Annotated in this window: 21 protein-coding genes; 13 read left to right on the forward strand and 8 right to left on the reverse strand. The window is 71.0% G+C overall.

Going from position 1 to position 20,831, the window contains the following annotated elements; all coding sequences use genetic code 11:
• Positions 1-11 precede the first annotated feature (11 nt).
• From PV734_RS02205 to PV734_RS02235, 7 genes are all read left to right on the forward strand, one after another.
• Complete coding sequence (locus tag PV734_RS02205) at positions 12-812, forward strand: crotonase/enoyl-CoA hydratase family protein (RefSeq protein ID WP_319091760.1); 801 nt, start codon at positions 12-14, stop codon at positions 810-812.
• A gap of 205 nt (positions 813-1,017) precedes the next feature.
• Positions 1,018-1,989, forward strand: coding sequence for a Zn-ribbon domain-containing OB-fold protein (locus PV734_RS02210; protein WP_319288614.1), 972 nt, complete (start codon positions 1,018-1,020; stop codon positions 1,987-1,989).
• On the forward strand, positions 1,986-3,044 hold the full coding sequence (locus tag PV734_RS02215) for a thiolase domain-containing protein (RefSeq protein WP_319091762.1): 1,059 nt from the start codon (positions 1,986-1,988) through the stop codon (positions 3,042-3,044). Before PV734_RS02210 ends, PV734_RS02215 begins: the two co-directional genes overlap by 4 nt.
• Entirely contained in the window at positions 3,034-4,200 is a 1,167-nt protein-coding gene (locus PV734_RS02220; RefSeq protein ID WP_319288615.1) for a thiolase domain-containing protein, read from the forward strand. The genes PV734_RS02215 and PV734_RS02220 overlap by 11 nt, the downstream gene beginning before the upstream one ends.
• Before the next feature lie 84 nt (positions 4,201-4,284).
• Complete coding sequence (locus tag PV734_RS02225) at positions 4,285-4,527, forward strand: DUF397 domain-containing protein (protein ID WP_319091764.1); 243 nt, start codon at positions 4,285-4,287, stop codon at positions 4,525-4,527.
• Between the two features lie 102 nt (positions 4,528-4,629).
• The gene (locus PV734_RS02230; RefSeq protein WP_319091765.1) at positions 4,630-5,274 is read left to right on the forward strand and encodes a CGNR zinc finger domain-containing protein; all 645 of its coding nucleotides are present in this window, start codon (positions 4,630-4,632) and stop codon (positions 5,272-5,274) included.
• Between the two features lie 44 nt (positions 5,275-5,318).
• Positions 5,319-5,816 carry a hypothetical protein gene (locus PV734_RS02235; RefSeq protein WP_319091766.1) on the forward strand — a complete coding sequence of 166 codons (498 nt, stop codon included), beginning with the start codon at positions 5,319-5,321 and terminating at the stop codon, positions 5,814-5,816.
• Positions 5,817-5,890: 74 nt separating this feature from the next.
• Here PV734_RS02235 and PV734_RS02240 read toward each other — a convergent pair whose 3' ends face one another.
• Both PV734_RS02240 and PV734_RS02245 read right to left on the reverse strand, forming a co-directional pair.
• Positions 5,891-7,876, reverse strand: coding sequence for an N-acetylmuramoyl-L-alanine amidase (locus PV734_RS02240; RefSeq protein WP_319288616.1), 1,986 nt, complete (start codon positions 7,874-7,876; stop codon positions 5,891-5,893).
• A gap of 222 nt (positions 7,877-8,098) precedes the next feature.
• Entirely contained in the window at positions 8,099-9,244 is a 1,146-nt protein-coding gene (locus tag PV734_RS02245; RefSeq protein ID WP_319091768.1) for an aminoglycoside phosphotransferase family protein, read from the reverse strand.
• A gap of 245 nt (positions 9,245-9,489) precedes the next feature.
• Between PV734_RS02245 and PV734_RS02250 the strand changes: the two genes are divergently transcribed.
• Positions 9,490-10,995, forward strand: coding sequence for a hypothetical protein (locus PV734_RS02250; protein ID WP_319288617.1), 1,506 nt, complete (start codon positions 9,490-9,492; stop codon positions 10,993-10,995).
• A gap of 6 nt (positions 10,996-11,001) precedes the next feature.
• Here the strand turns inward: PV734_RS02250 and PV734_RS02255 are convergent, their stop codons facing one another.
• On the reverse strand, positions 11,002-12,444 hold the full coding sequence (locus PV734_RS02255; RefSeq protein WP_319091770.1) for a PP2C family protein-serine/threonine phosphatase: 1,443 nt from the start codon (positions 12,442-12,444) through the stop codon (positions 11,002-11,004).
• Between the two features lie 484 nt (positions 12,445-12,928).
• Here PV734_RS02255 and PV734_RS02260 point away from each other — a divergent pair, with 484 nt between their 5' ends.
• The gene (locus PV734_RS02260; protein ID WP_319288618.1) at positions 12,929-13,369 is read left to right on the forward strand and encodes an SsgA family sporulation/cell division regulator; all 441 of its coding nucleotides are present in this window, start codon (positions 12,929-12,931) and stop codon (positions 13,367-13,369) included.
• Positions 13,370-13,452: 83 nt separating this feature from the next.
• Here PV734_RS02260 and PV734_RS02265 read toward each other — a convergent pair whose 3' ends face one another.
• Entirely contained in the window at positions 13,453-15,060 is a 1,608-nt protein-coding gene (locus PV734_RS02265) for an alpha/beta hydrolase (protein WP_319288619.1), read from the reverse strand.
• A 189-nt stretch (positions 15,061-15,249) separates the two neighbouring features.
• Between PV734_RS02265 and PV734_RS02270 the strand changes: the two genes are divergently transcribed.
• Positions 15,250-16,170 carry a GNAT family N-acetyltransferase gene (locus PV734_RS02270; RefSeq protein ID WP_319288620.1) on the forward strand — a complete coding sequence of 307 codons (921 nt, stop codon included), beginning with the start codon at positions 15,250-15,252 and terminating at the stop codon, positions 16,168-16,170.
• 19 nt (positions 16,171-16,189) lie between these two features.
• On the opposite strand, the gene PV734_RS02275 is transcribed toward PV734_RS02270, so the two are convergent.
• Positions 16,190-16,681, reverse strand: a complete 492-nt coding sequence (locus tag PV734_RS02275) for a nucleoside deaminase (RefSeq protein WP_319288621.1) — start codon at positions 16,679-16,681, stop codon at positions 16,190-16,192.
• Positions 16,682-16,880: 199 nt separating this feature from the next.
• Between PV734_RS02275 and PV734_RS02280 the strand changes: the two genes are divergently transcribed.
• Positions 16,881-17,657, forward strand: a complete 777-nt coding sequence (locus PV734_RS02280) for a GNAT family N-acetyltransferase (RefSeq protein ID WP_319091775.1) — start codon at positions 16,881-16,883, stop codon at positions 17,655-17,657.
• A gap of 46 nt (positions 17,658-17,703) precedes the next feature.
• Here PV734_RS02280 and PV734_RS02285 read toward each other — a convergent pair whose 3' ends face one another.
• The 3 genes from PV734_RS02285 to PV734_RS02295 all read right to left on the reverse strand — a co-directional run bounded on the left by PV734_RS02285 (position 17,704) and on the right by PV734_RS02295 (position 19,675).
• Positions 17,704-18,585, reverse strand: a complete 882-nt coding sequence (locus PV734_RS02285; protein WP_319091776.1) for a GNAT family N-acetyltransferase — start codon at positions 18,583-18,585, stop codon at positions 17,704-17,706.
• Between the two features lie 151 nt (positions 18,586-18,736).
• Positions 18,737-19,021 (reverse strand): GlsB/YeaQ/YmgE family stress response membrane protein, encoded by a 285-nt coding sequence (locus PV734_RS02290; RefSeq protein WP_319091777.1) that lies wholly within the window; start codon positions 19,019-19,021, stop codon positions 18,737-18,739.
• A 213-nt stretch (positions 19,022-19,234) separates the two neighbouring features.
• Positions 19,235-19,675 carry an SPW repeat protein gene (locus PV734_RS02295; RefSeq protein WP_319091778.1) on the reverse strand — a complete coding sequence of 147 codons (441 nt, stop codon included), beginning with the start codon at positions 19,673-19,675 and terminating at the stop codon, positions 19,235-19,237.
• A gap of 245 nt (positions 19,676-19,920) precedes the next feature.
• Here PV734_RS02295 and PV734_RS45765 point away from each other — a divergent pair, with 245 nt between their 5' ends.
• Together PV734_RS45765 and ssuE are read left to right on the forward strand one after the other, a co-directional pair.
• Positions 19,921-19,998 (forward strand): putative leader peptide, encoded by a 78-nt coding sequence (locus PV734_RS45765; protein WP_415924147.1) that lies wholly within the window; start codon positions 19,921-19,923, stop codon positions 19,996-19,998.
• Positions 19,999-20,263: 265 nt separating this feature from the next.
• Entirely contained in the window at positions 20,264-20,818 is a 555-nt protein-coding gene (gene ssuE, locus PV734_RS02300) for an NADPH-dependent FMN reductase (protein WP_319091779.1), read from the forward strand.
• Positions 20,819-20,831 lie beyond the last annotated feature (13 nt).

Genomic DNA, 20,831 nt, shown 5'->3' on the forward strand with positions numbered 1-20,831 from the left:
GGAGATGGGCGATGGGTGGGACCGAACACCTCACCGTGCGGCGCGAGAACGCCACGATGGTCCTCACGCTCAACCGGCCGGAAGCCAGGAACGCGCTCTCGCTGCCGATGCTCGTCGGGCTGTACGACGGCTGGGTCGAGGCGGACGAGGACGACGCCGTCCGCTCGATCGTGCTCACCGGCGCGGGAGGTGCCTTCTGCGCCGGAATGGACCTGAAGGCCCTGGCCGGAAGCGGTCTGGAGGGGGAGCAGTACCGCCACCGGCTCAAGGCCGACCCGGATCTGCACTGGAAGGCGATGCTGCGCCACCACCGCCCCCGCAAACCGGTGATCGCCGCGATCGAGGGCTACTGCGTCGCCGGCGGAACCGAGATCATCCAGGGCACCGACATCCGGGTCGCGGGCGAGTCGGCGACCTTCGGACTCTTCGAGGTCAAGCGGGGTCTCTTCCCGATCGGCGGCTCCACGGTCCGCCTCCAACGGCAGATCCCGCGCACCCACGCCCTGGAGATGCTGCTCACCGCACGCCCTTACAGCGCCCAGGAGGCCGCCGGCATCGGCCTGATCGGACACGTCGTCCCCGACGGAACCGCCCTGGACAAGGCCCTGGAGATCGCCGAGCGCATCAACGCCTGCGGCCCGCTCGCCGTGGAGGCCGTCAAGGCCTCCGTCTACGAGACCGCCGAGCTGACCGAGACCGAGGGCCTCGCCGCCGAGCTGAAACGCGGCTGGCCGATCTTCGACACCGCCGACGCCAAGGAAGGCACCCGTGCCTTCGCCGAGAAGCGCCCACCCGTCTACCGGCGGGCCTAGGGCCTGTCCGGCGGATCATGCCGCAGACGCGGGGCTTGGCACGCCCGTCTGCGGCGTTGTCGTCGGTTGCCGACTCCCCCAGTCTCGGCTGCGCTCGACCGGGGGGACCCCCATTCGCCCCGCTCACCGGCGTCGATTGCGCACAGTTGATTTCCTGCGGCCTGATCCGCCGGACAGGCCCTGACCCGCGAAGGAGCACCCCGGGATGACCACCGAAGTCCTCAAAGCGCCCCTGATCGTCGAGTTCCCCTTCACCCGCTCGCTGGGCCCCGTCCAGAGCGCCTTCCTGACCGGCCTGCGCGAACAGGTCGTCCTCGGCGTACGCACAACGGACGGCCGCGTCCTCGTCCCGCCCGTCGAGTACGACCCGGTGACCGCCGACGAGATACGCGACCTCGTGCAGGTCGCCCCCACGGGCACCGTCACCACCTGGGCCTGGAACCCCGATCCGCGCCGGGACCAGCCCCTGGACACGCCCTTCGCCTGGGTCCTGGTCCGGCTCGACGGCGCCGACACGGCCCTGCTGCACGCCCTCGACGCGCCCGGCCCCGACGCCGTCCACACCGGAATGCGTGTCCGCGTCCGCTGGGCGGAGCGGCGCTCGGGCGCGATCACGGACATCGCCTGCTTCGAGCCGTCCGACAGCGACAGCGACAGCGACCGCGACAACGACGCCGAAGCCCAACCGGGCGACCACGACGGGCAGTTCGACGACATGGTCACCGGCATCGTCGCCCAGGCCCGCCTCGACTACACCTACTCGCCCGGCCGCGCCCAGACCGCCTACATCAACGCCCTCGCCGGGCAGCGGATCGTCGGCGAACGCTGCCCCTCCTGCCGGAAGGTGTACGTCCCGCCCCGGGGGGCGTGTCCCACCTGCGGTGTCGGCACCGCCGAGCAGGTCGAGGTGGGACCCGGCGGCACGGTCACCACGTACTGCATCGTCAACATCAAGGCCCGCAACCTCGACATCGAAGTGCCCTACGTCTACGCGCACATCGCCCTCGACGGCGCCGACCTCGCCCTGCACGGCCGGATCGGCGGCATCCCCTACGACCAGGTCCGGATGGGGCTGCGCGTCGAACCGGTGTGGACGGAAGGGGGCCGCTATCCCGACCACTACCGGCCCACCGGCGAACCCGACGCGGACTACGAGACCTACAAGGAGTCGCTGTGACACGCGAGATCGCCGTCGTCGCCTTCGCGCAGACCGATCACCGGCGCACCAGTGACGAACTCTCCGAAGTCGAGATGCTCATGCCCGTGCTGCACGAGGTGCTCGACGCGACCGGGCTGAAGACCAGCGACATCGGCTTCACCTGCTCAGGCTCCTCCGACTACCTCGCCGGCCGCGCCTTCTCCTTCACCCTGGCCCTCGACGGGGTGGGCGCCTGGCCGCCGATCTCCGAGTCGCACGTGGAGATGGACGGGGCATGGGCGCTGTACGAGGCCTGGACCAAGCTGCTCACCGGCGACGTCGACACGGCACTCGTGTACTCGTACGGCAAGTCCTCGCCGGGCTCGGTGCGGGATGTGCTGACCCGGCAGCTCGACCCGTACTACGTGGCCCCCCTGTGGCCGGACTCGGTCGCGCTCGCCGCGCTCCAGGCGCGGGCGCTCATCGACGAGGGCTTCACCGACGAGCCCGCGCTCGCCGCCGTCGCCGCCCGGAGCCGGGCGGACGCGGAGGGCAACTCCCATGCCCAGCTGCGGGGTTCGGTGCCGCACGGGGAGTACGTCGTGCACCCGTTGCGTACCGGCGACTGTCCGCCGATCGGTGACGGGGCCGCCGCCGTGATCCTCGCGGCCGGTGACCGCGCCCGGGAACTGTGCGAGCGGCCCGCCTGGATCAGGGGCATCGACCACCGCATCGAGGCCCACTCGCTCGGCGTCCGCGAGCTGACCGACTCACCGTCGGCACGGCTCGCCGCGGAGCGGGCCGGCGCCTTCGAACGCCCCGTGGACACCGCCGAGTTGCACGCGCCCTTCACCTCCCAGGAGGTGGTGCTGAGGAAAGCGCTCCGCCTCGGCGACGACGTCCGCGTGAACCCCTCCGGCGGCGCCCTCGCCGCCAACCCGATCATGGCCGCCGGTCTCGTCCGCATCGGCGAGGCCGCCGCTCGTATCCACCGGGGCGAGTCCGACCGGGCCCTCGCCCACGCCACCTCCGGGCCCTGTCTCCAGCAGAACCTGGTCGCCGTACTCGAAGGGGAGCCCCGTCATGTCCAGTGAGCCAGTGGCGGTCGTCGGGATCGGCCAGACCAGGCATGTCGCCGCCCGCCAGGACGTTTCCATGGCCGGGTTGGTGCGGGAGGCGGCGGGGCGGGCTCTCGCTGACGCCGAGTTGACGTGGGCCGACATCGACGCCGTGGTCATCGGCAAGGCGCCCGACTTCTTCGAGGGCGTCATGATGCCCGAGCTGTATCTCGCCGACGCGCTCGGCGCGGTCGGCAAACCGATGCTGCGCGTGCACACGGCCGGCTCGGTGGGCGGGTCCACGGCCCTCGTCGCCACGAACCTCGTCCGCTCCCGGGTCCACGCCACCGTCCTCACCCTGGCCTACGAGAAACAGTCCGAGTCGAACGCCATGTGGGGGCTGTCCCTGCCGATCCCGTTCCAGCAGCCGCTGCTGGCCGGTGCCGGCGGCTTCTTCGCCCCGCACGTCCGCGCGTACATGCGACGCAGCGGCGCCCCCGACACCGTCGGCTCGCTGGTCGCGTACAAGGACCGGCGCAACGCGCTGAAGAACCCGTACGCACATCTGCACGAGCACGACATCACCCTGGAGAAGGTCCAGGCCTCGCCCATGCTGTGGGACCCGATCCGCTACTCCGAGACCTGCCCCTCCTCGGACGGCGCCGTCGCGATGATCCTCACCGACCGCGCCGGAGCCGCCCGTTCACCGCGTCGGCCCGCCTGGCTGCACGGTGGCGCGATGCGCAGCGAACCCACCCTCTTCGCGGGCAAGGACGCCGTGTCCCCGAAAGCGGGCCGGGACTGCGCGGCCGACGTGTACCGGCAGGCCGGGATCGCCGACCCGCGCCGGGACATCGACGCCGTCGAGATGTACGTACCGTTCTCCTGGTACGAACCCATGTGGCTGGAGAACCTCGGCTTCGCCGCCGAGGGCGAGGGCTGGAAGCTCACCGAGGCCGGGGTCACCGAGCTCGACGGGGACCTGCCGGTCAACATGTCGGGCGGCGTCCTGTCGACCAATCCGATCGGCGCCTCGGGCATGATCCGCTTCGCGGAGGCAGCCCTTCAGGTGCGTGGGCTGGCCGGAGAACACCAGGTGGACGGCGCCCGCAGGGTCCTCGGGCACGCCTACGGAGGCGGCTCCCAGTTCTTTTCCATGTGGCTCGTCGGCAGCGAACCGCCCACCTCCTGAAGCGTCCCGCTCACGTGGCCTGTCGGCGGCAGGAGCCGATGGCTAGGCTGGCCGCGGACGACGGTAACCGGGAGGAGCACGGACGTGGCCGAGAGCACGATCCAGGAGCACCCGCTCGCGGGCTGGGACAAGCCGGAGCTGGACCTCAGCAACGCCGACTGGCAGTCGGGCAGCGGTGGACGAGGGGATGTCCAGATCGCCTTTGTCGAGGGGTTCATCGCGATGCGCAACAGTGGCCGCCCGCACAGCCCTTCCCTGATTTTCACGCCCGCGGAATGGGGCGCGTTCGTGTTGGGGGCACGGGAAGGGGAGTTCGACCTGACCTGAGACCGCACTGACCTCGAGCAATGCCGTGGCAGGGGGCGGCCCGCGCACGACGGGGCCGCCCCTGCGGTGCTAATGGATGCCTCGGGGATTAGCATTAGCGGCATGCGGGACCTGAACACGAGCGACATCAGCGGCGACACCGGCAACGACGCGCGGCTCGCCCTCGACCTCGTCCTCACTGTCCGCCACGACGGTGACGGCGGCATCGCGGACGACCTCACCGACACCGCCGGCCTCACCACCTGGGTGCGCGCCCACCGCGACCGCCTGCCCGAAGCCGACGGCTTCGTCGCCGACGAGACCGCGCTGAGCGCCGTACGAGAACTGCGTGCCGCCGTGCGGACCCTCTTCGCCCGCGCGGTACGCCCCGGGCAACCGAGCCCGGCGGACGCGGCACGGCTGCTGCCCCCGGCCGAGGCGCTGAGACTGCTCAACGCGGCAGCCGCCCGCACCCCCACGGTCCCCGTGCTCGACTGGGCCGACGACGCCGAACCCGTCGTACGCCACCAGGGCGTGCGCGGTGAGGCGGAGATCGTGGCCGTGCTCGCGCAGGCGGCCGTCGCCTTTCTCGCCGGCGCGGACCGGAAACGGCTGCGGGCCTGCCACGCGCCGCGCTGCGTGCGCTACTTCCTCAAGGAGCATCCACGCCAGGAATGGTGCAGACCCTCCTGCGGCAACCGGGCCCGCGTCGCCCGTCATCACCAGCGGCACAAGCAGACCGGTCAGCAGTACGGCACCCAGGGATAGCGCCCGTGGGACATGAGGTTCTGCGGGACACGTACCATGGCTGTATGTCGTTCCTCCGCCGCCGCAGTGCCACTCCCGCCGGCCCCGAATTCGATGTGCTCGCCATGGATCCGGGCGACTGGCCCGGCAACCTCGGCGCGGGCCTGCTGCCCGCCCCCGACGGCAGCTGCCAGGGCGTGTTCCTGCGCTACGACCTGTTCGGCGGCCGAGGCCCCGCGATGGTCATCGGCAACCTGCCGGAGGGCTCCCCGGCCCGTGACGTCGCCGAGGACGAGGTCCCGTTCGAGGTGGCCCAGCTGCTGCTGGCCCTGGAGAACGAGGAGGAGGTCACCGTCGTCGGCACCGAGGACGTCCCGGTGATGCAGGGCGACAACCTCCTGATCGTGCGCCGCCTCAAGCTGTCCGAGGGCCGGATCGCCTGCGTGCAGTTCGACCGCAGCGACAACGTCCTGGTGACCATCGCGGCGTGGGACCGACCCATCACCGACGACCTGTACGCCCTGCTGAAGCCCCTGCCCGCGGAGCTCTTCCAGACGGCCTGAAGCGAAGCGCGCAGAGGTGAGGGCCGGTTTCCGTCGCACGGCGGACACCGGCCCTCACCTCTGTCGTCGGTGGCTCAGGAGAGTGTGAGCCGTACGTCCGCCGCCCGGACGAACGCCACCCGGTGGCCGAACTGGATCTCGTAGTACTGGTCCTTGCCGACCACGACCCGGTGCGAGGCGGTGTCGAAGGTGACGGCGTAGTCGTACTCGCCCGGCACCTTCTCCCCGGCCACGTACTTCTGGCCCGCGGGCAGCTTGTACGACAGCGGCGAGACCGCCTGGACAGGCACGCCCGCCGGATACGCCGAAGCCTCCGGGTACGCCCTCCCGTAGACCGGGATCTCCGACAGGCCGTCCTTCGGCGTCACGAGAGCGCCGACGGCACTCACCGCCGTCGGATTCGCGGCGGGATTCTGGAACCATGCCTTCTGGCCCAGGTACCAGATCGCCGTCCAGTCACCCTTGCGCTCCGCGACCGCGTACTGCTGGCCGGTGGAGGCACGCGCCCCGACGTCGTTGACGTCGGTCGTCGAGGTGCCGTCCGGCGGATTGGTCCCGATGTCCTTGACGAGCGCCGAAGACGTGTCCGGGCGCGAGTACAGCCGCACCTCGCTCGACCCGTGGGCCGCGCACGCCTGACCCGACGTGGCACAGCCCGTGTACGTGGGCCGGTTCGACGCGTAGTCCGGCCGGATCGTCACCACCGCGCTGTCGCCCCGCAGATGTGCCGTGCGCTCGAAGGGGCGGCCCAGCAGCGTGAAGTAGTGCCGCCAGTCCCAGTACGGGCCCGGGTCGGTGTGCATACCCGAGACGGTCGAGGTGGTCGGACCGGGCACGGTGTCGTGGCCGAGGATGTGCTGCCGGTCCAGCGGGATGCCGTACTTGGCCGCCAGATAGGTCACCAGCCGCGCCGACGCCCGGTACATCGACTCGGTGTACCAGGCGTCCGGATTCGCCAGGAACCCCTCGTGCTCCAGCCCGATCGACTTGGCGTTGATGTACCAGTTGCCCGCGTGCCAGGCCACGTCCTTCGCCTTCACGTGCTGCGCGATGTGCCCGTCCGTCGAGCGCAGTGTGTAGTTCCAGGACACGTATGTCGGGTCCTGGACCATGTTCAGTACGCCGTCCCAGGCGCCCTCGGTGTCATGGACGACGATGTACCGGATGCTCTGGGAGGCCGGCCGGTCGCCCAGGTCGTGGTTGCCGTAGTCGCCTTCGCCGAACTGCTCGTACGGCGCCGGGATCCACTCGCAGGACACCGTCGACGGGCACTCGGTGCCCGCCGCGGACCCCTTCCGTAGCCCGGTCCGCCGCAACTGGGCTGTGTCCGGGGCCAGTTCGGGACGAGCGGCGAGGGCGACCCGCTGGCCCTCGTCGGTCGTGCGCCGCTCGCCGGTGCGCAGTACGTCGTACACGTCGTCGGCGTACGCCGCCGCTGTCGCGGTGTCGTCGGCGCCGGAGAAGCGGGCCACCGCTCCGTACCAGTCCGCCGGGTCGGCGCTCAGCGGCTCGGCCAGGTCCCGCTGGGCGGCGGCCAGCAGCGCGGCGCCGCCGGCCAGGTTGGCGGCGGGATCGGTACGGAGCCGCTCCGCGGGCAGGCCGGTGAGCTCGGCCGCCTTCGTCAACGTCCGGAGACGGGGCGGCAGTTCGGTCGGCGCCGGTACCTCGGTGGTCGGGTGCAGGGCCGGCCGGGCGCTGTCGCCGCGCGCGTCCTCCGCGCCCTCGCTGTGGTGCGGGGCGCCGGCGAGGGCGGTGCGGGCGTCCGTGAGGTGCATCGGGCCGTAGCCGCCGGTGACACTGGGCGCCCCGGCGTGCGTGTCCCACCGGGACTGGAGGTAGGAGACGGCGAGCAGAAGGCCACGCGGCACGTGGTAGCGGTCCGCCGCCGCGGTGAAGTCGCGCTGCATCCGGGTGGCGGAGTCGTCGCTGTCGGCCGGGGCCGCGCCCAGCAACGGCAGCAGAAGAGCCGCCGAGGCGACTGCTCCGGCGGCTCTGCGCAGGCGGGGGCGTCTGAGCCCGGGATCGGTGGGGAGGGTTGGTTCGGTGGCGTGTCCTCGCATTTGCGGCCTCCGGGTCGGGCGGATGTGGGGGGAGCGGCGGACGTGCGGGGCCGGTAAGCACCTTAGTGGCTCGAACACCCGACGGTTCGTCAATCATGCCCACAGATCGGAGACTTCCCATGTCAAGAGGGGTGGGGGAACTTTCGTGGCGACCCGTGTGCGGGCATGGCGAAGGCCCGCGACGCGCCGCTGTCCAGGCGCATCGCGGGCCCACGTCCCCCGTCAGCGAGTCCCGACCGCCGCGCGCACGGCCCGTCGGGCCAGCTGGCAGTCGTCGTGCAGCCGCCTCAGCAGCAGCCGCTGTTCCTCGCCGGACGGCGCAGCACCCTGGTGGGCCGGTCCCGGTGCCGCCGGGGTCGTCTCGTGCATCGAACGCTGCACGGCCAGCTCGTACGTACGGATCTCGCGCGTCAGTACCAGCATCAGGTTCACCAGGAAGGCGTCCCGTGCCGCCGGTCCCGCCGACTGCGCGAGCTGGCTGATCTGCCGCCGGGCGACCGGCGCGTCACCCAGGACCGCCCACAGCGTCGCCAGGTCGTACCCCGGCAGATACCAGCCCGCGTGCTCCCAGTCCACCAGCACTGGACCGGCCGGTGAGAGGAGGATGTTGGACAGGAGTGCGTCGCCGTGGCAGAACTGGCCCATTCCCTGGCGGCCCGCCGAGTGCGCGATGCCGTGCACCAGCTTCTGGAGATCGCCCATGTCCCGGTCGGTGAGCAGCCCCAGCTCGTGGTACCGGGAGATACGTGCCGCGTAGTCGAGCGGGGCGTCGAACGTGCCGGCCGGCGGACGCCAGGCGTTCAGCCGGCAGATGGCGCTGAGTGCCGCCCTGATGTCCGCACGCGGCGGTGCCTCGGCCGGATGCCTCTGCAGGGCCGCGACCCGGCCCGGCATCCGCTCGATGACCAGGGTGCAGTTGTCCGGGTCCGCCGCGATCAGCCGGGGCACCCGCACCGGCGGGCGGTGCCGGACGAACGAGCGGTACGCCGCTATTTCGTGCCGGATGCGTTCGGCCCAGGCCGGGGACTGATCCAGTAAACACTTCGCGACGGCCGTGCTGCGCCCTGTCGTCCCGACCAGGAGTACGGAGCGTCCGCTGCGGCGCAGCACCTGCACGGGTGCGAACTCCGGGCAGATCCGGTGCACCGAGGCGATGGCCGTGCGCAGTTGGGCGCCCTGGGGCCCGGACAGGTCGAGTCTGCCGCTGAGCGGCTGGGTGCCGATCCCCGGCAGTCGGCGTGTCCGGCCGGCGCCGGCGCCCAGGGCCGGGGCCGTCTGACGCGCGGGGTCGAGGTAGGGGCCGCTGCCACCCGGGCGGGGGTGCAGCAGCCGCGGAGGGGCGGACACGGAGGACGATGCTGCGTACATGGGAGAAACAGATCCCTTCGTGTGCCTGCGACGGTCATGCGCTACCCGGCCCGGTCTCCCTGGTACACCCTGGGGAGTGCACCTGCTGTAAAGGGATGGCGACCGGGTCGGGGTGGCGCATTCCTACCTGACACCCGTTGGCCAGTGGCACACCATCTGGCGAACCCTGGCGAACCCTGGCGAATAGTCGCTCAGCAACTGACAGACGGTTACTGTCAACTCAGCCGAGAACCTGGGGGCTTGACGTGAGCGGACAACCCAACACTCGTCTGACGGACCTGTTCGGCCTGGCCGGCTGGTCCAAGGGCGAACTCGCGCGGCTGGTCAACCGGCAGGCGGCGGCCATGGGCCACCCCCAGCTGGCGACCGACACCTCGCGGGTGCGGCGGTGGATCGACACGGGAGAGATCCCGCGCGATCCGGTGCCGCGCGTACTGGCTGCCCTGTTCACCGAGCGTCTCGGCCGTGTCGTGACCATAGAGGACTTAGGTCTGGTCCGGCACGGGCGTGTGGGGAAACGGCCGGGCGGCGGGAGTGCGGAAACTCCCGACGGCGTGCCGTGGGCGCCCGAACGGACTGCCGCGGTCCTCACCGAATTCACGGGAATGGACCTCATGCTCAACCGACGCGGCTTGGTGGGAGCGGGCGTCGCTCTCACCGCAGGCTCCGCACTCAGCAGTGCCATGCACGACTGGCTGCACACCGACCCGACTCTCTCCGCAGACGCACCCGACCTCGACGATCCACTGCGCACGGATCCCGCCGACCCCGCCGGTTTCGACCGGTACGAGGCCGCCCCCATCGGGTGGCAGGAGATCGAGGAACTGGAACGCGCGGTCGAGGTGTTCCGCGCCTGGGACGCCGCCCGCGGCGGCGGACTCCAGCGCAAGGCGGTGGTGGGTCAGCTCAACGAGGTGGGCGGCATGCTCGCCTACCGACATCCCGAACCCCTTCAGCGGCGCCTGTGGGGCGTCGCCGCGAACCTCGCCGTCCTCGCCGGCTGGATGTCGCACGACGTCGGCCTGGAACCCACGGCCCAGAAGTACTTCGTCATCGCCGCCCACGCGGCCCGAGAGGGCGGCGACCGGCCGCGTGCCGGGGAGGCGCTCTCCCGGGCGGCCCGCCAGATGGTGCACCTGGGCCGGCCCGACGACGCGCTCGACCTCATGAAGCTCGCCAACTCCGGCTCGGGCGAGGAGACCCTGCCCCGCACCCAGGCCATGCTGTACACCGTCGAGGCCTGGGCGCAGGCGTCGATGGGGCGCGGTCAGGCGATGCGCCGCACCCTCGGCCAGGCGGAGGACCTCTTCGTCTCCGACAAGGGTGATGTGCCGCCGCCGAGCTGGATGCAGATGTTCAAGGCGGAGGACCTGTACGGCATGCAGGCCCTGGCCTACCGGACCCTGGCCGAGCACGAGCCGACGGCGGCCGTGCAGGCCCAGTACTACGCCCAGAAGGCCCTCGAACTGAGGGTCGACGGCCGGGAGCGGTCGAAGATCTTCGACTTCCTGTCCATGGCCTCCGCCTGCTTCATCGCGGACGACCCCGAACAGGCGGCCGGGTACGCGCGGTTGGCCCTGGTGTCGATGGGCTCGAACTCGTCCCGTCGCACCTGGGACCGGCTGCGCGAGATGTACCGGCTCACCGCCGAGTACTCCAGCTTTCCCAAGATCAACGAACTCCGCGAGGAGATCAAACTGTCGCTGCCCAAGCAGACGAGGGGGAGGGGCGGGAACAACGCGCGGGTCTAGGCCTCTCTACGGGGTCACCCTGGCGACGAGTACACAGGCGTCGTCCTCGCGCTCGGTCTCCCCGAACTCCTCCACCACCGCCCGTACACAGTCCTGCGCGGTCCGCGCCTCGCCGAAGCGTGGGGCCAGTTCGAGCAGACGGTGCGCGGCGGTGGTGCCTTCCCGGAGTCCGGGTACCAGTCCGTCGGTGTGGAGGAGGAGCACATCGCCGGGTTCGAGGGTCTCTTCGGCCTGTCCGTAGACGGCGCCCGAGGTCGCGCCGAGGAGAACGCCGTCCGGTGGGTTCAGCACGCGCCCCGTCCCGTCGCGGAACAGCAGCGGGGCGGGGTGTCCCGCCTGGGCCCAGGTGAGAGTGCGGGTGTTCGGCCGGTAGCGGCAGCAGACCGCGCTGCCCAGAGCCGGCTGGACGGACGCGTCGAGTAACTGGTTGAGCCAGGTCATGAGTTGGCCCGGCTGGGTGCCCGCCACCGCCATGCCGCGCAGCGCGCCCAGCAGCATCGCCATGCCGGAGGTCACGGTCACTCCGTGTCCGGTGAGGTCGCCGACGCTCAACAGGGTGTCGCCGTCGGACAGTTCGAGCGCGTCGTACCAGTCGCCGCCGATCAGTGCGCTCGTCGAGGAGGGGAGGTAGCGGGCGGCCAGATCGAGGGACTCGGGGCCCTGGTGCGGGAGCCGCAGGGAGCCGCGCCACGGCGGCAGCACAGCCTCCTGCAACTCGACCGCGAGCCGGCGCTCGGACTGCGCGTGGTGCCGGTGACGCTGCAACGAGTCACGGGTCTCGCTCACCGTCCGCTGGCTGCGGCGCAGTTCGCTGACGTCGCGGAGCACGGCCCACATGGAGGCGGTGCTGCCGTCGGCGTCGAGCACAGGCTCGCCCATCATGTGCACGGTCCGTACGCCGCCGTCGGGCCGCACGACGCGGAACTCGCCGTCGATGGGCTTGGCGTCGATCAGACAGTCCGTGACCATCGCGGTGAGCCTCGGCCGGTCCTCGTCGAGGACCAGGGAGGGAAGCTCGTCGAGGGTGAGGGGGTCCGCGGCGGGATCCCGGCCGAGGATCTGGTACAGCTCACCGGACCAACTGGCCTCGTCCGTAAGGAGGTTCCACTCGGCGCTGCCGACCCGGCTGAGGAGCGAGTCGTGCCGGGGAGCGGTCGGCACGGCTGCTACGGCGGGCAGTGTCCCGGCGGTCGCGGGGGCCTCGGGCAGGGGCTGCGGTCCGTCCCGCAGTTGGGCCAAATGCTCGTCGAGGTCGCTCAGTTGGTGCATCGCCAGGTCGTACAGAGCGCGCTGCCAGCGTCCCTGCGGGTCCGATCCGTCGGCCGGTGTGTCTCGTCGTACGGCGTCCACGTCACCTTTGAGCTGTCGGGCCTGCGTGATGAGAGCGTCGACCGAGCCGCGCGCGGGCGGCTGGGCGGCTGGACGGTCCGCGGAGAGATGGGGCGGCATGACGCACTCCGATGAAGGGACGGTACGACCAAGGCTGACGGAAGACCGGTTACGACTGTTGCACAGCCTGCGACGCCCTGTAAGGGATTTGGCAACACACGGGACGGTGGTGCTTCTGGCATATGCCACAGTCTTCTTGGACGGTTTTCCTGCTACGGAAACGGTACGCGTCCGGTAAGTCAAGTCGTAGACGGGGTACGCGACTTGGTGGATCGATGGAGATGAGTGGTCGCTCATTCAGTCGCGTGTTCGACGGTCTTTTGTGCGATGCGCGGTGATGTGTTGTGGGGGCGCATCGTCAGGTTGCCCCCGAATCGCCCAAGGGTCCGTGATCCCTGCGGAAAACCACGCATGTCAGTGACGCAGCTCACATTAAAAGCTGTGGATTCCGCGTAATCGGAGAGGCCATTTCGGGGTCGTAACACCACGTCGGCACAACGCGTCGGCATCACGACCGTCGGCCCGAACCGGAGCGGAGACTGCCATGGATGTCACCCTCGAACAGCCCGCGCGGGCACGTCTGATCACCTCGGAGGAGCAGGAGCTCCCCGTCCGCGCCACGCTCCGCTACGACTCGACGGATCCGCTGGCCGTGCACATCGACTTCCCGGCCGAGGCGGCCCTGGACGGCGAAGGGGTGAGCTGGACCTTCGCCCGGAGCCTGCTGGAGGAGGGAGTGCGGCGGCCCGCCGGAAGCGGTGACGTCCACATCTGGCCGTGCGGGCCCGCACGAACGGTCCTCGAACTCCACTCGCCGCACGGCCTGGCCCTGCTCCAGTTCGGCACACCGGCCCTGCGCCGCTTCCTGCTGCGGACCTTCGCCGTGGTGGCCGCCGGCAAAGAGGACCTCGGCGACGCCGTCGACCGCGGTCTGTCCGACCTCCTCGGCGCCCCTTCGGCGGGGAGTGAGGGCCGGGAGCAGTAGGGGTGAGCAGTGCGACGGCTGCCGCGGCCCCGGCGTGATGATCCAACGGCAGTGGGGTTCTGCCCGGTGCCCGTGCGCGGGCCTCACCCGGCGCCGTCCGGACCGCATGAGCTGCCGTCGGCCGGGAGGGAGCCGTCCAGCAGGAACGCGTCGACCGTGCGGTGCACGCACTTCGAGGACCCGTACCCGGTGTGGCCCTCGCCCTTGTTGTCGAGGACGACGGCCGACGAACCCAGCCGCTCAGCCGTCTCCGTGGTCCAGCGGTACGGCGTGGCCGGGTCGCCGCGTGTCCCCACCAGGAGCATCTTCGACGTGTCGACGTCCCGTACCTCCGTACGGATGAAGTCCGTACCCCTCGGACGGCCATAGCAGGTCAGGACCTCGGTCAGGCGGTAGCGGCCGAACACCGGGGACGCCTTCTCGTACGTGGCGCGCAGGGCGGCGAAGTCCTTGGTGATCCGGGCCGCGGTGGGCCGGTCGGGATCGTCCGCGCAGTTGATCGCCATCAGGGCGGCGGGGAAGTTGTCGATGGGTACCTCGGCCTCGTCGACGAGCCCGCCGCCGGCGTCCGGGGAAGGGGACCGCCGCTCGACGGTCAGTCTCGGCAGGGCGGGGACAGCGGCGCCTCCGCCGCCGAACCCCATGATCCCGCGCGCGTCGCCGTCCTCGACCAACGCGGCGAGGGCCCGCTCCAGGGGAGGCCACATCCGCTTGCTGTAGAGGCCCTGGCCGATGGCACCCACGAGGTCCTGCCCGGAGAAGCGGTCACCGTAACCGCTCGGCACCGGGTCCCTGTCGAGCGAGCCGACCAGGGCGACCACCCGCTCGCGGGCGGTGCGCGCGTCCTGCCCGAACGGACAGGCGATGTCCGCCACGCACCAGTTGAGGAAGCCTTCCAGCGCGGTCTGCTGCCCGGCGGCGCCCGCGAGGCCCTGCTCGGCGAGCGACTCGGTGAGGGTGTCGACGCCGTCGAGGACGAACCGGCCCACCTTCGTGGGGAACTGGGCCGCGTAGACCGCGCCGAGCCGGGTCCCGTACGAGAATCCGAGGTAGTTGAGCTTCTTGTCGCCTAGGGCCTGGCGCATCACGTCGAGGTCGCGGGAAGCGTTGACGGTCCCTATGTGGCGCAGCACGGGCCCGGAGTGGCGCACACAGGCCTCGGCTGCCCTGCGCAGATGTTCGAGGACGGCACGCGGATCGTCGTCGGCCCCGCCACCGGTCCCCTCGGTGTCGGTGTCCGTCTCCGCGCTCTCGCCGCAGCTGACGGGGGAGGACCTGCCGACACCGCGCGGATCGAACGTGACGACGTCGTAGCCGTTCGTGAGGCCCATGAAGTCCTTGCCCTCATAAGCGAGTTGGCTGACCCCCGCGCCGCCGGGCCCGCCGAAGTTCAGCAGCACGGAACCCCGGGATCTCCCGGTCGCCCGATAGCGGGCCATCGCCAGGTCGAGTGTGCCGCCGTGGGGCTCGGCGTAGTCGAGCGGGACGGTGACCTTGCCGCACTGGAGGTCGGTCGTCGGCACGTCGTCCATCGCCGCCTGGTCGGCGCAGGCCGACCACTTGACCCGCTGGTGGTAGAAGCGGGACAGGCCGGGCCCGTCGTCGGCCGCGGCCACCGTCGGCGCACCTGCCCCGAGCAGGGCGAGTGTCGTGGCCGAGGCCAGCGCCCGGCGTCGGTACGCGGACCGCATGAATGCCTCCTGAGGCGGTCCCGGCTGCGGACCGGGACGGCGCCCTGATCACGATAAGCGGGTGGGCAGGGCCCCGCCTCCCGGTAGGCCGGGGCGCCGGGAGGGCCGGGCGCCGGGTGGTCGCGCGGCCTTCGGGATCCATGGTCGGATGGGGCCGCATCCCCCCACTGAACGGAACGGAGCACCTCCATGATCTCCTCCGCCGGCCCCGTCTCCCCGGTCTCCGACGACCTCGTCGTCACCCGGGCCATGCCCGAGGACTGGCCGGTCGTCACCGGATGGGCGGCCGACGAGGGCTGGAACCCGGGGTTGTCGGACAGTGCCGGGTTCTTCGCGCAGGACCCGGAGGGATTCTTCGTCGGCAGGGTCGGCGGGGAGCCGGTGTCGGCGATCTCGGTCGTCAACTACGGTGACGCGTACGCCTTTCTGGGTTTCTATCTCGTGCGTCCCGACCTGCGGGGCCGCGGTTACGGGATCACCACCTGGAAGACCGCACTGGCCCACGCCGGAAGCCGTACCGTCGGCCTTGACGGAGTCGTCGCCCAGCAGGACAACTACCGCCGCTCGGGCTTCGAGCCCGCCCATCGAACCGTCCGGTTCACCGGAACCGCCCCCGCCGCCGACACCCCGGCGCGCGTGCGTCCCGTGCGGCCGACGGACCTTGCGGCGATCACGGCGTACGACACCCTGTGCACCCCTGCCGACCGGCCCCGTTTCCTGGATTACTGGCTGACGGCTCCCGGGCACCGCGCCTTCGTGTGTGAAGCCGATGCCGATGCCGATGCCGATGCCCATGGCACCGGGGCCGGTCCCGGGACCCGTGCCGTCACCGGCTACGGAGTCGTCCGCCCCGGCCGGGACGCGCCCCGCATCGGCCCGCTGTTCGCCGACACCGCCGACGACGCCCGGGCGCTGTTCGCCGCGCTGACCGCCGACGCGGCCGGGACGGAGGTCGCCATCGACGTCCCCGAGCCGAACGCGGCTGCCGTCGCGATGGTGCGGGAGGCGGGCTTCTCGCCGTCCTTCGAGACGGCACGCATGTACACCGGTCCCGTGCGGGAGTTCGCGGGGGAGCGGGTCTTCGGGGTGACCACGCTCGAACTCGGTTAGCGGGCAGTGTCCTTGGGGGTCAGACCTGGCGGGGTGCGGTGGTGTGGAAGCGCCGATGCAGGTCGCGCACCTGTGCGGCCAGTTCCGGCACCGGGCCCTCGACCGTCACACCGGGCGCGACCTCGTTGACGGGCAGGGTCCGTACCGGGGGCGCGGGTACTCCCAACTCGGCCAGCCAGGCGGCCAGTTGCTCGGACGAGGCGACGTAGACGATCCGTCCGAGGCCCACCCAGGCATGCGCGGCGGCGCACATCGGGCAGTGCTCGCCCGAGGTGTAGACGGTGGCCGCCGTCCGCTGCTCCGGAGTCAGGTGGGCGGCGGACCAGCGGGCCAGTTCGAACTCGGGGTGGCGGGTGCGGTCCCCGGAGGCCACTCGGTTGTGGTCCTCCGCCAGCACCGCACCGTCTCCGCCCACCAGAACGGAACCGAACGGTTCGTCGCCGGCCGCCAGGGCCTCGGCGGCCAGTTCCACGCAGCGGCGCAGGTGGGCCAGTTCATCGTTCCTGATCATGACTGATCGGGTCTCCCTCGCGGTGCGGTTCCAGGGTGCGGGGTGCAGGGTACGTCCGTAGGCCCTGAGAGCGGGACAGGCGCCCGGAGCGCTCTGGTGGCGCCGAACAATGTTTCGCATATGCGAATAACCTGAAGCGTGACGTATCGCGGTCGCCAATACCGTTGCGCTTGCCGCATCGGGGTGCTGGAGTAACGACATGGATCATGCAGCGGTGCTAGCCCTTTACGACCGGGACATGCGCGAAGGGGCGCAGCCCGACGGGCCAGGCGCTCGGATCGAACGAGTGGGCGGGGTGGTGCGCCAGGTCGCCGATGCCCAGGGGTGGAACGGGGTCGTCTGGTCCGACCTCGACGCGGCACGCGCCGACGAGGCGATCGCCGAGCAGATCCGCCACTACGGCGACCTCGGACGGACGTTTGAGTGGAAGCTCTACGGCCACGACCTGCCCATCGACCTCGGGCAACGGCTGCGGACGGCGGGGTTCACGCCCGAGCCCGAGGAGACGCTGATGATCGGTGAGGTCTCCGGTCTGACCTTCGAGACCGAGCCGCCCCAGGGCATCCGCCTCGTCCCGGTGACCGATCGGACCGGCGTCGAGCTCGTGGCGGACGTGCACGAGAAGGCGTTCGGCACCGACAGCTCCCGGATGCGGCACCAACTGCTCGCCCGGCTCACCGACGACCCGGACACGATCACGGCCGTGGTGGCGCTGGCCGGCGACGAGCCGGTGAGCGCGGCCCGCATGGAACTCGTGCCCGGTACGCGGTTCGCCGGGCTGTGGGGCGGCGGCACCGTCGAGGCCTGGCGCGGCAAGGGCATCTACCGCGCCCTGGTCGCGCACCGCGCCCGCGACGCCGTGGAGCGCGGCTACCGCTACCTCCAGGTCGACGCCTCCCACCAGAGCAGGCCCGTCCTGGAGCGACTCGGCTTCGAGCCCCTCACCACGACGACCCCGTACGTGTACGAGCCCTGAGCCCTGGCAGTTGGAGCGGTGGCCGGATCGCCCGGCGGTGCCTGTCTCACAACCCGAGCTGGTACTCCACCGCTCTGTGCGTGGGCGCGTACCCCAGCTCGTCGTTGATGCCGAGCATCGGCACGTTGCCGGTCGCGGTGTCGGTGAGCAGTCCCGTGAGTCCGGGATGGCGTCCACGGGCCCGGCGGATCGACTCGGCCTTCATCCAGCGCCCGAGACCTCGGCCGCGGTGCCCGGGCAGCACCGCCGTGCCGTAGTGCTGCCCGTCGCCCTGTCCGTCGCCCGGTACCACCAGCTCGGAGAAACCGGCGACCGAACCGTCCGCCGTGTCCAGCGCGGCCACGGTGTACAGCAGGTCGCCGCGCTTGGCGACCGCCTCGGCCGCCGCCAGGACGCGGTCGACGTCCCACACGACCGTGCCGTAGTCGGTGTCCTCCATCGGCATGTCGTCCATGGCGCGGCGCGAGTCGGCATAGCTCCGCGCCAGTGCGGACGGCACGGCCCCCTCCCAGGCCGTCAAGCGATAGCCGGGGTGCGGGAGTTCGGCGAGCCGGGTGATCTCCGCGAGGTCCACGTCGGCGAGTGTCAACCGGGCGTACGTCAGAGTCAGTACCCGGTGAAATCCCCGGGCCGCCAGGAAACGGTCGCCGGCGGAGCCCTCCTCGGCCTGCGCCAGGAGTGACCGTCGACCGTCACCGCGGGCCGCGGAGACGGCGGCCTCCAGGAGCAGGGCGCCGACGCCCCGCCGCCGTTCCGCGGGGTGGACGGAGATCTCCACCTCGGCGAGATGCTCCTGGCCCTCCCGGCTGAACAGGCGCAGGTAGGCGGAGCCGAGCGGTACACCGACCTGGTCGGACGCCAGCCAGGCGAGCCGCCGGCTCGACGCGCCGGGTTCGGGATCGGTGAGTGCGGTGATACGCGGGGTCAAGAGGGCTCCGTGACATGGACGTGGGTGGTGGTCCGCCGAAACTAGTCTCGGCGGACCACCACCCACAAAGGAGTTTCCGGACCTCGGGGGGGCCAGGCCCGACCCGGGCCCGACGCGGGGGCCCCGGCCTCAAGCGCTCACCCTCGCCCGGTCACCGGCGCCTGCCGTGCGCACGACGCGGTGCCTTCGCCCGGTCCAGCGCGGCCACACCGAGGGCGGCGAGCCCGATCTGGATCAGCCACTCGACCCAGTCGACGCCGTCCGTGTCGGACACATTCAACCCGGCCGCGATCGCCGAACCGATGAGTGCGGCCACGATACCGACGGCGATCGTCCAGAGGACTCCGATGCGCTGTCGCCCCGGGATGACGAGCCGGCCCAGGATGCCGATGACGGCGCCGATGATGATGGCACCGATGATGCTCGAGATCGTCATTTCCGCCCCTCTTCGCCGGTATTGCCTACCTCCTGACTACTGCCCGCTCCGGCGCGGGACAGTCCGCGCGGCCCCAGGTCGCCGTGCGCCCTTCGACGGCGGGTGGGCCGAACGGAGAGCGGACCCGCCCCTGGAGGGGGTCGGGCCCGCTTCTCACCTCGACGCACAGGTGCTTGTCGTCGTCCTCTCTCCGCGCGTACCTACCGCGCGTGCCTACGGCCTGGGTGCGCTTCTCGCTGTCGCGCCCGCACTCAACATCCCCAGGAACAGGGCCAGGGCGCCGATGATGATGTTGTTCAGCACCACACCCGCGTCGGGGCTGTCGCCGACGATCCACGGCGAGACGATCATCCAGATACCCATCGCGCACAGGGCGCCGCTGAGGCCGTACATGCGCTCCGGAGTGTTGGTGAACCCGAGGGCCAGCAGGCCGATCGCGATGCCCATGATCAGGTTGTGGGTCACGAGCGGGGGCTGGCTTGTCGTGTAGTGGAGGATCCAGGGGGATGCCGCGCAGTACAGACCGACGAGGAACACCGGTCCGTCCACGAGCGCGACATCGCGACCGCCGAGCATGCGGGCGTACCGGGCTCGCATTTCGGATACATCAGGGTGGCTGTGGATGTCACCTCTGGTGTGCGAGACATTGGCCATGACTCGTCTCCTTCGACTGTGCAGGCCTGACCGCTTCTGATGCGGTATGCGGTAAATGCCGCGTACCTACATTGTGCTCTTACTTTTCCCTTATGTGCAGCTGAAAAACGACGAATGATGCTGGGTGACCGATCCTGTACGGTGCGTGTCCCGTGGTCCGTTCGTGCCGGACGGTCCGCGATACGAGACCGGTCGGCTTTTCCTTGACTGCCGTCTTCGGCGACTGTCAGGATCCATGCATGAACATGCGACTGGACCTCACGCGGCGACGGCACGTCGACCTCGCGCGCGTCTCCAGTGCCGCCTGTCGCCCCGCGGTCTGATCCTCGTCCTGATCCGCCGCGCTCTTTCCTGACCGCCTGACAAACCGCCGGACTTCACTCCGGACGGCAATGGGCGTGCCCTCCGGCGCGATGTCCGCGCCCTCCTCCTCCACGACCTCGTCGCCTGCGGCCGGCGCGCGGTCGGCCGCAGGGTCCTCGGTGGCGAAGAGCCCCGACCGACCTGGCAACCCCGATCACTTCACCGGGGTCTCCTGGCGTGTCGCAGGCGACACCGGTTCCAAGAAAGCCTCCAGAAAGAGGACCCATGGCCACCGTCCTGTCCGTCTCCGGCAGCCCCTCCGTCTCCTCCCGCACCGGAAAGCTCCTACGGCACCTGGACACCCGCCTGACCGCGCAGGGGCACGAGGTGATTCCGCTCGACGTCCGCACGATTCCCGCCGAGGCCCTGCTCGGCGCCGACTTCCGGCACCCGGCGATCGTCGAGGCCACCGAGTTGTTCGCACGCGCCGAAGGTGTCGTCATCGGCACCCCCGTCTACAAGGCGTCCTACTCCGGTGTCCTCAAGGCCCTCCTCGACCTGCTCCCGCAGTACGCCCTCACCGGCAAGACCGTGCTCCCGCTCGCCACCGGCGGCACCACGGCCCATGTGCTGGCCATCGACTACGCGCTGCGCCCCGTCCTCAACTCCATGGGCGCCGCCCACATCGTCCAGGGCTGGTTCACCCTCGACAAGGACATCACCGCCCACGAGGACGGCTCCATCGCGGTCGCCCCCGCCACCGCGGAGGCCCTCACCCAGGTCCTCGACCAGTTCTCGGCAGCGCTCGGCCGCTCCCCGCTCCTCGCCGCGGCGAGCTGACCCCGACCACCGC

Source organism: Streptomyces sp. AK08-02, from assembly GCF_033795085.1.
GTDB classification, from domain to species: domain Bacteria; phylum Actinomycetota; class Actinomycetes; order Streptomycetales; family Streptomycetaceae; genus Streptomyces; species Streptomyces echiniscabiei.

Excerpts from the sequence above, each read along its gene's own strand:
- PV734_RS02205 (WP_319091760.1), top strand. The coding sequence starts at position 12 with ATGGGTGGGACCGAACACCTCACCGTGCGGCGCGAGAACGCCACGATG.
- PV734_RS02210 (WP_319288614.1), top strand. The coding sequence starts at position 1,018 with ATGACCACCGAAGTCCTCAAAGCGCCCCTGATCGTCGAGTTCCCCTTC.
- PV734_RS02220 (WP_319288615.1), top strand. The coding sequence starts at position 3,034 with ATGTCCAGTGAGCCAGTGGCGGTCGTCGGGATCGGCCAGACCAGGCAT.
- PV734_RS02230 (WP_319091765.1), top strand. The coding sequence starts at position 4,630 with ATGCGGGACCTGAACACGAGCGACATCAGCGGCGACACCGGCAACGAC.
- PV734_RS02235 (WP_319091766.1), top strand. The coding sequence starts at position 5,319 with ATGTCGTTCCTCCGCCGCCGCAGTGCCACTCCCGCCGGCCCCGAATTC.
- PV734_RS02240 (WP_319288616.1), bottom strand. The coding sequence starts at position 7,876 with ATGCGAGGACACGCCACCGAACCAACCCTCCCCACCGATCCCGGGCTC.
- PV734_RS02245 (WP_319091768.1), bottom strand. The coding sequence starts at position 9,244 with ATGTACGCAGCATCGTCCTCCGTGTCCGCCCCTCCGCGGCTGCTGCAC.
- PV734_RS02255 (WP_319091770.1), bottom strand. The coding sequence starts at position 12,444 with ATGCCGCCCCATCTCTCCGCGGACCGTCCAGCCGCCCAGCCGCCCGCG.
- PV734_RS02260 (WP_319288618.1), top strand. The coding sequence starts at position 12,929 with ATGGATGTCACCCTCGAACAGCCCGCGCGGGCACGTCTGATCACCTCG.
- PV734_RS02265 (WP_319288619.1), bottom strand. The coding sequence starts at position 15,060 with ATGCGGTCCGCGTACCGACGCCGGGCGCTGGCCTCGGCCACGACACTC.
- PV734_RS02270 (WP_319288620.1), top strand. The coding sequence starts at position 15,250 with ATGATCTCCTCCGCCGGCCCCGTCTCCCCGGTCTCCGACGACCTCGTC.
- PV734_RS02275 (WP_319288621.1), bottom strand. The coding sequence starts at position 16,681 with ATGATCAGGAACGATGAACTGGCCCACCTGCGCCGCTGCGTGGAACTG.
- PV734_RS02280 (WP_319091775.1), top strand. The coding sequence starts at position 16,881 with ATGGATCATGCAGCGGTGCTAGCCCTTTACGACCGGGACATGCGCGAA.
- PV734_RS02290 (WP_319091777.1), bottom strand. The coding sequence starts at position 19,021 with ATGACGATCTCGAGCATCATCGGTGCCATCATCATCGGCGCCGTCATC.
- PV734_RS02295 (WP_319091778.1), bottom strand. The coding sequence starts at position 19,675 with ATGGCCAATGTCTCGCACACCAGAGGTGACATCCACAGCCACCCTGAT.
- PV734_RS45765 (WP_415924147.1), top strand. The coding sequence starts at position 19,921 with ATGCGACTGGACCTCACGCGGCGACGGCACGTCGACCTCGCGCGCGTC.
- ssuE (WP_319091779.1), top strand. The coding sequence starts at position 20,264 with ATGGCCACCGTCCTGTCCGTCTCCGGCAGCCCCTCCGTCTCCTCCCGC.